This window comes from Streptomyces kanamyceticus (genome assembly GCF_008704495.1).
GTDB classification, from domain to species: Bacteria; Actinomycetota; Actinomycetes; order Streptomycetales; family Streptomycetaceae; genus Streptomyces; species Streptomyces kanamyceticus.
On sequence record NZ_CP023699.1, the window covers coordinates 1,585,713 to 1,598,004 of the forward strand.

General features: G+C 70.5%; 13 protein-coding genes. All 13 read right to left on the reverse strand.

What is annotated here, in order from left to right:
• Nucleotides 1–28: 28 nt before the first annotated feature.
• Complete coding sequence (locus tag CP970_RS05980; RefSeq protein ID WP_055545646.1) at nt 29–637, reverse strand: DUF6349 family protein; 609 nt, start codon at nt 635–637, stop codon at nt 29–31.
• Complete coding sequence (locus CP970_RS05985; protein ID WP_055545643.1) at nt 634–1,032, reverse strand: DUF6181 family protein; 399 nt, start codon at nt 1,030–1,032, stop codon at nt 634–636. The genes CP970_RS05980 and CP970_RS05985 overlap by 4 nt, the downstream gene beginning before the upstream one ends.
• An 85-nt stretch (nt 1,033–1,117) precedes the next feature.
• Nucleotides 1,118–1,546: a DUF6197 family protein gene (locus CP970_RS05990; RefSeq protein WP_055545641.1), complete on the reverse strand. Its 429-nt coding sequence runs from the start codon at nt 1,544–1,546 to the stop codon at nt 1,118–1,120.
• A 63-nt stretch (nt 1,547–1,609) separates the two neighbouring features.
• Nucleotides 1,610–2,260, reverse strand: coding sequence for a hypothetical protein (locus CP970_RS05995; RefSeq protein WP_055545639.1), 651 nt, complete (start codon nt 2,258–2,260; stop codon nt 1,610–1,612).
• Nucleotides 2,261–2,331: 71 nt separating this feature from the next.
• Nucleotides 2,332–3,726, reverse strand: a complete 1,395-nt coding sequence (locus tag CP970_RS06000) for a DUF3560 domain-containing protein (protein WP_055545637.1) — start codon at nt 3,724–3,726, stop codon at nt 2,332–2,334.
• Between the two features lie 330 nt (nt 3,727–4,056).
• Nucleotides 4,057–4,476 (reverse strand): DUF6409 family protein, encoded by a 420-nt coding sequence (locus CP970_RS06005; RefSeq protein ID WP_055545635.1) that lies wholly within the window; start codon nt 4,474–4,476, stop codon nt 4,057–4,059.
• Between the two features lie 120 nt (nt 4,477–4,596).
• Nucleotides 4,597–5,451 carry a hypothetical protein gene (locus CP970_RS06010; protein ID WP_150493027.1) on the reverse strand — a complete coding sequence of 285 codons (855 nt, stop codon included), beginning with the start codon at nt 5,449–5,451 and terminating at the stop codon, nt 4,597–4,599.
• Between the two features lie 126 nt (nt 5,452–5,577).
• Nucleotides 5,578–5,937: a hypothetical protein gene (locus CP970_RS06015; RefSeq protein WP_055545631.1), complete on the reverse strand. Its 360-nt coding sequence runs from the start codon at nt 5,935–5,937 to the stop codon at nt 5,578–5,580.
• Nucleotides 5,938–5,997: 60 nt separating this feature from the next.
• Nucleotides 5,998–6,630: a hypothetical protein gene (locus tag CP970_RS06020; protein WP_055545629.1), complete on the reverse strand. Its 633-nt coding sequence runs from the start codon at nt 6,628–6,630 to the stop codon at nt 5,998–6,000.
• Between the two features lie 509 nt (nt 6,631–7,139).
• Nucleotides 7,140–8,249 (reverse strand): hypothetical protein, encoded by a 1,110-nt coding sequence (locus CP970_RS06025; protein WP_055545627.1) that lies wholly within the window; start codon nt 8,247–8,249, stop codon nt 7,140–7,142.
• A 368-nt stretch (nt 8,250–8,617) separates the two neighbouring features.
• Complete coding sequence (locus tag CP970_RS06030; protein WP_055545625.1) at nt 8,618–9,835, reverse strand: hypothetical protein; 1,218 nt, start codon at nt 9,833–9,835, stop codon at nt 8,618–8,620.
• 135 nt (nt 9,836–9,970) lie between these two features.
• Nucleotides 9,971–10,393, reverse strand: coding sequence for a hypothetical protein (locus tag CP970_RS06035; RefSeq protein ID WP_055545623.1), 423 nt, complete (start codon nt 10,391–10,393; stop codon nt 9,971–9,973).
• A 65-nt stretch (nt 10,394–10,458) separates the two neighbouring features.
• Complete coding sequence (locus tag CP970_RS06040; protein WP_055545621.1) at nt 10,459–12,207, reverse strand: ParB/Srx family N-terminal domain-containing protein; 1,749 nt, start codon at nt 12,205–12,207, stop codon at nt 10,459–10,461.
• Nucleotides 12,208–12,292: the final 85 nt, after the last annotated feature.

Genomic DNA, 12,292 nt, shown 5'->3' on the forward strand with positions numbered 1-12,292 from the left:
GGGGCCCTGATCCGGACGACGGCGGTCATCAGAAGAGGGCGCCCTGATCTGCGGGGCGTCGGTCCCGGTCGATGGGTGGCCGGGCGACGCGGAGTTCGTAGCGGGGGCGTCCCGCGTGCGGAGGAGCGTGAGCTTCGCGGCGGTACCGCCTCCACGCCACGACGGGGGCGCCTTGGTCGATCCAGTCGGCCGGGTAGCGGGCGGTGTGCTGAGCCCAGCGGCTCCCGCTCCGCGGGACGGCCCATCGGTCCTCGAAGGTGGTGAGCGTCGGCAGCGTCCTCCAGCCGGGGAACGCATGGTCGTGTGCCTGCTCCACCGCCTCGTTGTCGCCGTCCCCGAACCCGTCGCCGCAGTGGACGGGGCCCTCCCACGGGCACGCGAGACACCCCCCACGGAACTCCTGCTTCTCCCCCCGGCGGCCGGTCGGCCGGGTGCGGGAGAGCAGGGTCGGGGTGTGGTGTGCGGGCGGGTCCAGTTCGTGGCCGAGATCGCTGTACGCGCCGCCGGGGTGTCCGGGCTGGATGTGCCACGCCTGGGCCGCGCTCACGGGTCGGTGGCGTGTCCGCGCGTTGCGCACTCGCCAGTAGTACGTCTGCCGTGCCCGTGCTCCGGTCGGCTCGGCGACGGTGGCGGTCACGACGTCCTGCTTCCGGCGGCGAGCACTTCGCGGAGCGGGTCCGCGAGCACGGACTGTTCGTCGGGGGCGTCGAGGAACCGGGGCCCATACGCCCGGCGCACGGCGCGGCGGGCGTCCTGGTGGCGGTCGAGCTCCGGGTAGTACGGCGAGCGGTCGAGCACGTCGTAGCCGTGCTGGGTGAGCACGTCGGCGATGAGCGATCGGACCTGCACCGGGTCGAGGGCGGTGAGGTCGGTTTCCCCGGGGGCCGCGAGGAGTACGCGGATCAGCTCGGTCGCGCTGAGCCGGGGGCGGAGGGGAACGCTGAGTCGGTGGACGCCGTCCCGGCTGGGAGTGGCGGCTCCTCGGCGGCTCGGCGTCCTGGTGGTGCTGCGGTCTTCTGTCGTCTCATCCATCGTGCTGGCCTTCGATGACTCGGGATGCTGGTGGGCGCCGTGGCCTGAGTGACCCAAATTTGGGTCACTCAGACCGCGGTGGAGGTCAGAACAGGGCATGTTCGGCGCGGGCGGCGGCAGTGCGGAACGCGCGGGCGGCGTCGGCGGCGGTACGTCCGGGCTCGGCGCTCCACCGGTCGATGACCTCGCGGTGCAGGGTCCTGGCGGCGGTGGGCACGTCGGCGTCGACGGGGTGCCCGGCGAGGGTTTCCGCGAGGATGGCGAACGCCTGGTCGCGGGCGTGGTTGATGCGGTCCCAGTCGTACGTCCGGCCAGCGGCTCCCCGGCCGTGGCCGGCGGCGACGTCGAGGGCGCCGCGCGGCCAGCACGGCAGTGTGGCCGTACGGCCGGGACCAGCGAACAGACGCGGGCCCTGGTGGATGCCGACGTGTTCGATGTGGCGGGCGGCCCATTCCAGGATCGCGGCTGGGGTGTCCGCGATGACGATGCTCTCGGGGATGTGGCGGGTCGGCACGGTGCTGTCCTTCGGGAAAGGCAAGGGCGGCGGCGGGCTGCCGCCGCCCCCGGGGTCGGGCTGCTAGTGGTAGGCGGGGATCAGTCGGCGGACCTTGTCCTCTCCGATGCACCCGCCCTTGTGGCGGCGCGCGCTCGGCGGCTCTCCGTTGCGCCCGCGCAGGTGTGACCAGAACTTCGGGCCCTCCCACGGGCACAGTTCACAGCTGAGGAACCAGTGGTTGTCGCTGCCGGGGAAGCCGGTGAGGACTGCCCGCCAGTGGTGGGCCGCGAGTCCGGCGAACGCGATCTGCGCGCCTTCGATGTTGCGATCGTTGACCGGCATCCGCGGGTGCAGGAGGGGTACCGGCCCGCACAACGGCGTCGGGGCCTCGGCGATCACCTGGTCCAGGGGCACGGTGCCGATCCGACCGGCGGCGTACTCCTCGGCGAGATGGGCGGCGGCCATGTCGGTGCCGGGGGTTCCCTTGGGCGGGCGGCGGAGGTTGCGTTCGCCCGCGGTGGTGAGGACGAGCCAATCCCGGTGCCACCGGTAGGCGCGGCCGATGACCTGGTCTTCGCCAACGATCACGGAGTATCGGCACTGAATGTCGGGGGTGCCAACGCGGTACGTCGAGACGGTGGTGCTGCCCCCCGTCGCGGGGACGATGAGCCTGCCCACTTCGGTGTCGGGGACGGTGATGGTCGCGGGTCGTTCGAGGAGTTGCGTGGTCATGGTGGTGCCCTGTTCTGGTGAGAGAGGGGCCCGCCCCGGCGCGTTCGGCCGCCGGGGCGGGCAGGGCGTGGTTACGCGGCCTCGGCCGGGGCCTGCGGGACAGTGGCCCACTCGCGGCGCGGGGTGATGCCCAGCTCGTCCAGGACCGGGGCGTGGCTGCCGTTGTCCGGGACCCACTCCCAGTCGGCGCCCTCGGTGCCGGGCTGTTCGGTCCAGGTGAGCATGTAGGAGCGGCCGGAGGTGCGGGGGTCGCCGCACACTGCCTGTGCCTCGCGGCGGGTCATCGCCCACAAGGCTCGCTTGCGACGGCGCGGGGAGTTCTTCGAGGCGATCAGCACCAGCGCCATGCCGTCCAGCCAGCTCGCGCCCGGGGCGGGGGCCGCTGCGGCGGTCGGCTCCTCGACTCGTACCGGTTCCTCGACCGCCGGGGACTGCTCGGCTGGCGACTGCGGTTCAGTGGCCGGATCCTGGGGCGGCTGCTGCATCTCGTCGGCGCTCTTACGTCCGGATACTCCGTCGTAGGGGGCGGTCCATGTCCAGTTGTCGTGCTGGTTGCCGGTGGCGCGGACGATGCGCTTGCCGGTGCCGTTGTGGATGTGCGGGATGGTCACGGACTTCGGGTTGGCCCGGAGGACCTCGTACCAGGTGCCTCGGTAGAGAACGAAGTCACCGCGCTTGAAGTCGGCCCGCGACCACACCTTGAAGCCCTCGGCTTCGGCGTCCTTGATGACCTTCTCCCAGTGGGCGATCTCCTCGGTCAGCTCCTGGTGCTCGATCTCCAGCTCCGGGTCTGCCGGGTTCCGGGAGAATCCCTTGGCGGACTGGCCGCGCTGCCACTTCTCGACCGCGCGGAGGTCGGCCCGCAGCTTGTCGAGACGGCGGAGCGTGCGGCCGGGGTCCTTCTTGAACTGCTGGTAATTCGCGGCGGCTTGTGCCCGGCCGGTCCAGTGGGCGGCGCGGTCGCGCTCGCCGATGCTCTTGCGCATCGCGTCGTCCATCCGCGCATGATCGCGGCGGGCGCGGCCCTCGGAGTGGTGACCGATGAGGATCGGTTGCCCCCCAGCGAACCGCTCGGATATGTCGTGGCTCTTCTTCCACGCGGTCTCGGAGTTCCGGGCGGCGGCATCGGCGTATCCAGCGAACCGCTCGGCGCGGCCCTCGGCCCGCTCGACGCGGTCTTGCTCGGCCTCGGCGAAGCTGCGGCGGTCGGTGTCGTCGATGGTGACGGTGACCTCGAACCCCTCTGCGCGGAGCCGTTCGGCTAGGGCTTCCAGCATCGGCGGGGAGGTGCGCTTGTCGCGGCTGTAGGGGAGGTACCAGCACCCGAGGTTGCGCGACCACTTGGCGAGCGTGGTGTATCCGGATGCGTAGTGGCGGGTCCGGAGGACTTCCTTCGATCCGTCGTTGCGGCTCGTGCCCTCGATGAGGGTGCCTTCGCGGCGGGTGTGGGTGATCTCGATAGTCACTGAACTGGTCTTTTCTGGTGAGAGTTTGTGGTCCGGCCGCAGGGCGGACCGTGCGTTGGCAGCGGCGCTGCACCACCGGCGCGGGCCGTGAGGGACGATCGGCTCGCGGGTCGTCGCGCCTGCGCGACGACAGGGGCAGTCGCGCCCCCGCGGGGCGCGTCCGCTGCGGTCCGGTGCCCGTCGTCGGTCGGCGGAGCCGCCTGCGGCGGAGCCGGCCGACGACGGTGAACGCACCGGACTTGTCCTGCCGCCCCGAAGGGGTGTCCGCTGGGGTGCTGGGGGCCTGCCGGTCCGGAGGGTTGCCCTCCCCCGGACCGGCAAGGCTGGGTGTCAGCTGCGGTGGAGCGTGTGGCGGGCGGTCGGGTCGGCGTCGGCAAGGCCGGTCCGCTCGCGCCATGCCTGGCGGACGGCGGCGCGGAGCGCGTCTCCGTCGTCGTAGGCGAACCGGCCCCGGCGCAGGCTGCGGACGATGTCGCGGAACGTGTCCTGGTGCATCGTGGTGAGCGTGTCATCCAGCGGGGTCAGCTCGTGCGGGAACATCGCCTGGACCGAGTCGCCCGGCTGCGGCGCACCGAGGGTGAAGTACCAGACCACGGACATGGTGGCCTCGTCCGCGAACTCCGAACCGCCGAACGGGCCGACGACGGCGGGGCGGGTGTCGAGCTGGTGGCCACGGAACCAGGGTCCGGCGATCACGAGCGTCGCGGTGGGGAAGTCCTGGACGGTGGGCTTCTGGTCGGTGGCGAGCATGTCGTATCCCTGTCTGGTGAGAGGTTCCGCCGGGGCCGGTCGGCCCCGGCGGGGGTGTCGGTCGGGGGGTTGCCCTCCCCCTTCCGATACCATTAATTAAACCATGTTATTGGGTTCGGGTCAACCGGTCACGGCAAGTTCGCGGCGGCGCTCGGCGGCGGCCCGGACGGTGCTTGCGATGGCGCGTCCGGTCTCGATGGCCCGTACGGCGGACTCGTGAACCGGGGGCTTCTTGCCGTCGGTGATGATGCCCGCGAGCGGCGGCATGACGGCGGGGCCCGGAGTGATTCCGAGGATGAGCGCGGCGACGTGGGCGGCGGACGCAACTTCCGCTTCGCGCTGCCCGTACACGGGGGCGTCAAGTTCGCTGATGCGCTGAAGCGCCGCGTTGTAGAGGTGGAGGCGTACGGCGTAGTCGCACTCCCCGTCGGCGTCGGGTATGCCGTCGGCCCCGGAGATGGCGGCCCAGACTTCTTCGACGGTGAACCGCGCGGGCGTGGGCGGCTCATAGGCGTCGCCGTCGGTCTGGCTGATGTCGAAAACCGGCCCGGCCTTGAAGCCGGACACCTTGCGCGCCTCACCCCCGGCGGCCTCCTCGGCGGCCTCTCGCTGCCCGCCGTCGGCGACTGCGGTCGTGGCCTCCTGGCCCCCCTCGGGCCGCCGCTTGATCGGCGTCCAGATACGGAGCGAGGTGGAGCCCTTGGCGGGGAAGCGTCCGACCTTCCGCCAGTCGCCGGAGCTGAGTATGTGGGTGGCGTTGGGGTGCTGGGCGGCGACGGCAATGCAGTTGGTGGGGCTGCGGTCGTCACGGTCCGTGTGGGTGAGGTTCGCGGCCGTGCGCATGACGGCGGTCCAGAAGTCTTCGCTGCTGACCATCGCGCCGTACGCACGATCCATGACGGCTTCGAGTTCACCGCGCATCTTGGCGGAGTAGGCCCGGCGCTCTTCGTCGGTCATCTTCGGCTTACGGGGCATGTCGCGGTCCTCCTGGTGAGAGATGAGCATCCGGGGTCGACTGACCCTCGGGGTGCCGGTCGGGGGGTTGCCCTCCCCCTTCCGGCGCCATTAATTAAACCATGTTATTAGGTGATCGGCAACCTTCTAAATCCAGTACAGCCCTGCTTCGTTGCTCGCGGCGCGGTATGCGGCTATAACCTCGTCCTCTATTCGCGTCCAGCGTTCGAGGATATCGGGGGCGGTCTTCTTGTCGCTGGCCGCACGCGTGGCCCTGCGCCACTCAATGGCGATTTTGAGTGTGCGGAGTTGGGAGCGGGTGAGTTCCCATCGGCCGGAATCCGGGAGTTCATTACCGTAGGCCATCCCAACGGCGTTGTTGATGTGCTCGGTACCGGACCACACGTTATATGCGGACTGGAGCGCAAGGGCGCGTTTGAGGGTGCACCGTAGGTGCGGGGCCTGCACGATCCATTGCGGTTCGATCGTGAATACGTCGGCGCTCATCCTGGGCCTTTCTGGGGAGGGCGGCGCGCCGGGCAGCGCGCCGCCACAACGCGCAGGGAATTAGAGGGTGTATCCGTCGACGTACTCGCCGCGCTCCCCCTCGGGGGTCTGGACGTGGGGCAGGAATCGACTCACCGCGAATACGACGGCGTCCGCGATGATCCGGGGCGCGTCATTGAGTACGAGACTCACAGTGTCGCCGTCGAGTCCGATACGGACTTCGCCCGGCTCAAGATCCATGTAGACAAAAGCGGTTGTGCCGTCGATTCGGGTTCGCGCTCCGGGGAGTCGGGCGGAGAGATCGCATGCGGCTTCCTCAACGTCCCGGCGCATTTCGGCCTGTGCGCGGTTGTGGTCCTTCACGCGCTCGTGAACGTCACGGTGCGCGGGGATGAGATCGGCGGCGATCCGGGCCGCGATGTCCGCCGGGTCCTCGCTCATGGCGACTCGGACCGTGTCGCGCTCGCCCCTGCGGAACGGGTAGTCGGTGGTGGGGAATGCGCCCCGGATGTGCAGGTGTCCGGGGTCGTCGAACCGCTCGGACAGGTGGAGCTGTCGGCCGTCCAGGTGCGTGAACGTGGCGGCGTGGTCCAGTTCCTGGATGCCGTGGCGCGCGGGCTGCGGTCGCCAGTTCCCGCCGAGTTCGAGGGCGATCGGGTGGGACAGCTTCGCGACGGTGAGAGGCGTGTTCATCGTCCGTCTCCTGGTGAGAGTGGGTGTCGGCGGCCGGTCGGCCCGCCGTTCGCCGGTTGGGGGTTGCCCTCCCCTTCCGACATTACTAATTAAACCGCGTTATAGGGGGTGGCGCAACCCGGATGCGGGCTCTGACCTGCTCTTTTCTACCCCCGTCGACCCGCACCTGTTCGGCCGGGCCCGGCCACAACGGGCCTGGGCGGGGTTCCCTCCTCGGTCGGACAGCTCCGCCGTATCAGGGTTCCGGGCGCGGTGTCCTGGCTCGCGTAGCGACCGCGTAGCGGCTCGGCCTGGACGCCGTGTCCGGGTTCCTGGTACGCCCCTTGGGGTGTCCGGCCGAGGAGGGAACCCCGCCTTCACCCGCACCACAACGTTCCTGCACCCGACCGACCAGCCCTCTCCCCCTCCGAGGAGGACCCGCCGGAGGCAACCTGATCGCTCTCGCCGACACCCAACGGAGCTGTTCGCCGGATCGTGGTTGGTCGGGTCGCGCCTCGGATGCGTCGCCGTCACCACAGGGCAGGTTGAACGGCGGTGTGCCGGTGCAGGGGCAGGATGATCCGGACGGGCGGGCTCGCGACGGATTCCACCGCGGGGCGCGGAGTGTGGGCGCCGGGGCAGTGGCCGCCCTCGTCCTCCCATCGGACGGCGGCGTCGCGCTCGGCGCGGGCCCGCTGTTCGGTGAGGGTTACCGGCTTCCGGTACAGGTTTCGGGCACTGGAATCCAGCGGCGGAAGCACACGGGCGGCGGCCTTCTGGTCGTCGCGGCGCTTGTGGCGTCGCCGGACCCGGGTGAACCGCGCCTCGTAAGCGGCCTGGTCGTTGTCGTGGAGTCCGGCGGGGTGGAGCCGGGCCAGTTCAAGGGCGGTCTGCCCCATCGGGCTGGGGGCCAGTACGCGGGTGCTGTCGTCCTGGCGGACGGCGAGGAGGAACCGTGCGGCGAAGAGTGCCTCGGTCCGGTCGCGGCTGATCCGTCGGCCACCGTTCCACACGCCGCGCCGTGCTGCTTGCCGGGCCTGCCCACCTCGCCAGTACAGGCGCCCGGACTCGGCGGCCTCCAGCACACGGACGTGCCCGGCCGTCCAACCGAGTGCGGCAACGTGTCCTTCGGCGAGATACCGGTTCCTCGCCGCCCGGTCCCGGTTGTCCGCGTCCATGCCGGTGGCAGCGCGCTCCTCGACCTCCCGCTCGGCCTCTTCCCGTCGGCGTTCGGTCTCCCGCTCGGCGTACTCGGCCGCCGTCAGCTTGCGCTCCAGCTCGGCCCGCAGGTCTTCGGCCGTCGTCTCGACTCCGGCGGCCGACTGCGCCCGAACAGCGTGGTCGACGGCCGCACGGGCGCAGTACAAGGGGGCGCTGCTCGGCATGGTGGGGTCGTCGGCGTACTGCTCGGCGCGGTCCGCGTGCCGCTCGGCTTCGACGGCTTCCTTGTGGGCCGCGTGCATGGCCGCCTCCGGACGGGCGGCGGCACTGGACCGGCTGTGACACACGGCGGTCATGGCGTCGTCGGCTGCGGTGACGGCGAGGATCGCGGCCTGCCGGGCGACCTGGATGCAGGTCTGCGGAGACGGGTCTCCTGCGGGGACAACCTGATGATGGACGGCGGATGCGTTCTTGGGCATGGGTGTTCCTCGGGGTCTCGGTGGTGCGGTCGGCGACGTGCCGTACCGCCGTCGGGGAGATGCCGCCCGTCATCGTGCGGAGCGCGATGGACAGTGCCGTCGTGCCCGCAGGGCACGTCCGTTGGCCCGGCGTCCGGACGGGGCGGGAAGGCCGCCTGCGGCCTGGACGTCCCGGCCGGCTGCGAGCCGGGCCATGCTGAGCCATCCCCGCGGGACGTCCTTTTGCATTCCGGTGCGACGGCCGCCGCTGACTCCGGGGGCTTGTTCGGCGGTGGGCGCGCGGGGTGCGGGCGGCTCGATGCCGCCCGCACCCCAGTCCCGGCGGCCAGGGTCCGGCCGGGCGGTGGCGGTCCGCCCGGCCGGTGGTCTTACGCTGCGGCTAGCTCGCGCTCGGCGACGCGGCACCGGGTCAGTACGGTCTGCGTGACCTCGCCGTAGGTGCTGTGGTCCTTGACCGTGCCGGTGAGCTGGACCTCGTCGTCCTTGTCGGGCACGTTGGCGGCGCTGCTGAACCAGACGTACACGTTGCCTTCCGGGTCCTGGAACTTGACCAGTCGGCGGCGCTGGGCGTGGTAGCCGTAGTGGCGCTCTTCCAGCTCGATCACGGTCGTCACGGTGGCGGTGACGGTGAGCCGTTCTCCTTTGGTGCCCTGCGGCTTCGAGTTGCGGGCGGCGCGCTCGGCGGCGGCCTGCTCCTGGTCGCGGTGCCATCCCGCGATCGCGGAGACAAGGGTGGGGAGGTGGCGCGGGTCGACGGTTTCCGCCTTGGCCAGCTGGCCGACCTTGTGGCGGTAGTCGTTCAGGCTGCCGTATCCCTGGACGGCCCATTCCCTGACGGCGGCGGCCGTGGCGGTCGCGTCGGGCTCGGCGTCGATGTCCGCGCGCCACTCCATCGGGGCCTTGCGGCTGAAGAAGTACGCCTCGACTCCGTCTGCGGTCGGGGACTTCGCCCACTGCTCGGAACGGCTGTAGAAGCGGCCTTCCTGGGCCACGATCGCGGCGGTCACCCGGAGCACCTCGACCACGGGGACGCGAAGATCGTCGGGGAATCCACCCTCGCTGTCGTCCCAATCGGAGTCCTTCAGCTTGCCGAACCGCCACAGCGCCTCAAGGCCCTTGATCGGAAGTCCGGTGTACGGCTCCACGCAAGTGGTGCCCAACTGCCGATACTCGCCGCTGTCGTGGCGGGCAAGGTAGGTCGCGGTTCGGTGCCGCGCGATGTTGCAGCCGTGGCAGACGTTCGCGGTCATCCGCTGTGCGCTCGCCTCGGCGGCGAGCTGCTCGGGCAGTCCGGGGAACAGGCTGAGGAGCGTCTCGCCCTCCTCGTCGTGGTCCAGCCGGGCCACGACCGTCCAGCCGCTGTGATGCGGGATCTCCCCGAAGATCGTCACGGTGACCGTGGGCCGCTGGCCGACGATGCGGCCGTCGTACGGATCCTTGTAGTCCGCGAGGAACGGCGCGGAAAAGTCGAGCTGGTAGCCGGTGAGTCCGTGGACGGCGGCGCGGGTGTTGGTGGTCTCGACGAGCTGACGGACGCGGCGGGCAGACGTGGCCGGGACGTCGAAACGCATGGCTGCGCTGTTCATCGTGGGTACTCCTGCTGGTGAGAGGTGATGAGCGCCCGGCCGGGCGGGTTGCCCTCCGCGTTCGGCCGGACCTGGTGGGCCGCATGCGGCCCGGTGGTCGGAGGGGGTGTTGCCCTCCCCCTCCAACATCATTAATTAACCCATGTTTTGAGGTGTGGGGCAAACATCGCGACCGGGGATGTCCAGTGCAGCGCGGTCTCTCAGGAACGCGGCGAACAGGGCGGCGGTGCAGCTGTCGGCAGTGCCGTAGGTGCGCCGACATTCCAGGGCTCCGATGCGCTCGCCTCGGTGCTGAACGGGGAACGGCTGACCGGGTGCGGGGATAGCGAGTGCGTACAGTCCGCGCGGGGTGTCCACCCACAGCACGACGGCGGCGGCCTCGTGGTCGTAGGCGGCGGACCAGCGGGCGGGCCCGATGCCGAACTCCGCGAGTCCGCCCGCGATGGCGCGGGCCTGCATGATGTCGGCCGTGGTGCCGGGGCCGGGCTCGGCGGGGGCGGGGACACATCCGCAACCGTGGTCGTCGGCGTGGGTCTCGAACAGAGCTGTACGGGTCACTGCGTGGCTCCTGGGGCGGCCGGGGCAGGTGCGTTTCCCGCCCCGGCGTAGTACGGCTGAGGGTCTTAGGCGGCGGCCGCATCGGCGGCGGGCTGTTCGCCGTCGGCGGGCATCTGGTCGGCCTGCTCGGGTGCAGCGCTGGCCGTGATCGCGGCGCGCTTCTTCTTGTACGGGTCGTACGGCTCGTCGTCCTTGACGGCCTGCTCGATGGGGGTGAGCTGGTATCCGAGCGCTTCGAGGATCTCGAACCACCTTCCGGTGGGGTTCCGTGCCCACGGGGCCCGTTGGGCATCGGTCCGCCATGCGGAGCGGGTCGCGTGCTTTTCCCGCACTGCCGCGAGGGCGGCCCACTGGAGTTGCACGGCGCGGCGGGGGTCCTTGGCGACGTGGTCGGGGAAGTTCGTGCGGTACTTCGCCTTGTCGCCGGTGATACCGAGCAGGGTTGCCAGGATCTCGGTCGTGGGCTCCTTGTTCAGGTCGTCGCAGATGCCCCAAGTACCCGCGAGCAGAGCCGCGTTGATGTGCGCGGTCAAGGTGTTGGTGGTGTCCTTGGGGAGGTTGCGCCGCTTGACCATGTCGGCGAGCCACTGGCGGCGCCTGCCCTCAGCCGCGTCCCATTCCAGGTTCCCCTTCTTGACGGCTGCGCGGGCGGCCTTCTCCGCCTCCTTCTCGGCGGCGTTCTTCGTCCCGTTGCCGCCCAGGGAGCTGCCGGGTTCGGCGTGGCCGTACAGGACGGGAGAGGTGCAGTACGGCTTCAGCTTCTCGTCGTCATCCTCCTCCAGCACCCATACCTGACCTTGGCACTCGGCGTGATCCTCGGTGGTGATGCGCTCCCCGTCGGGGGTCCTGAGCCTCCATACCGGGGTGGCCCGTTCGGACAGCTCCGTCATGTCCCGGACCTTCTGCCCGGCCTTCTCCAGCTCGGCGCGGTGAGCCTCGGCCTTCGCCTGCTTCTCGCGCTTGGTCCGCTCGATCTGGATGGTCCAGTCGATCTCGTCGGCGGCGTCTTCGTCTTCTGCGGCCTTGGTGATCGCGGTGAGCGCCTCGGCGTCGTCGGCGAACTCGCTGAGGGCGGCCAATTGGTCGAAGGTCCATGCGTAGGCGGAGTTCGCGACGGCGCCGCTCAGGGCCTTGTCGTTCTTGACCTTGACGACGGTCTTGACGTCCTTCTGCCGCACCCCTGCGGCCTTGGCGATACGACCCACTTGGGCGCCCGCTTCGGCGGCACTGAACATCGCGGCGGTCATCTCGCCCTGTGTCAGGGGCTTGCGGTGCTGGGCGGTCGTGATCATGTCGAGGAACTGCCCGGCGGCGTCGCGGTCGTCATCCTCCCACTCGTAGGGGAGGTGGGTGAGCCCGGCGTCCTGGCCCCCGAAGTAGCGACGGTTTCCGTCGTTGACCTGGAGGACTCCGCCGTCAAGTCGCTGGATCTTGACGGGAATGCGGCACCCCTCGCAGCGGAGAGAGTCCACGAACGGCGCGTTGATGTCGAGATCTTCGCGGGCGTTCTCCGGGTGCGGAGTGAGCGCGTCAATCCGAATGACCGGGCGAGGCGTGACCGGCACGGCCTCAAGTCCTGCGGCGAGTGCGGCGGCGAGACGCTGGAAACCGTCGATGATCTGCGGCACGTCGCCATGCGTCCGCACGACGTACAGCGGCTCGACGACGCCGTTGCCCTTCACGTCGGCGAGCAGATCGGCCGGGGCCTCGATGTCGCGGAAGTTGCCGGGGTGCGCGGCGAGCTCGGCGGCCGCAAGGGTCGGCCACGGGGCAGGGGCAGTCTGGACGCTGGCCTGGGTCTTGACGTTGGTCATCGGACTTTCGCTTTCTGGTGAGAGTTCGTCGGGCCATTCGGCCCGGTGAAGGTGCCGGTCGGGGGGTTGCCCTCCCCCTTCCGAC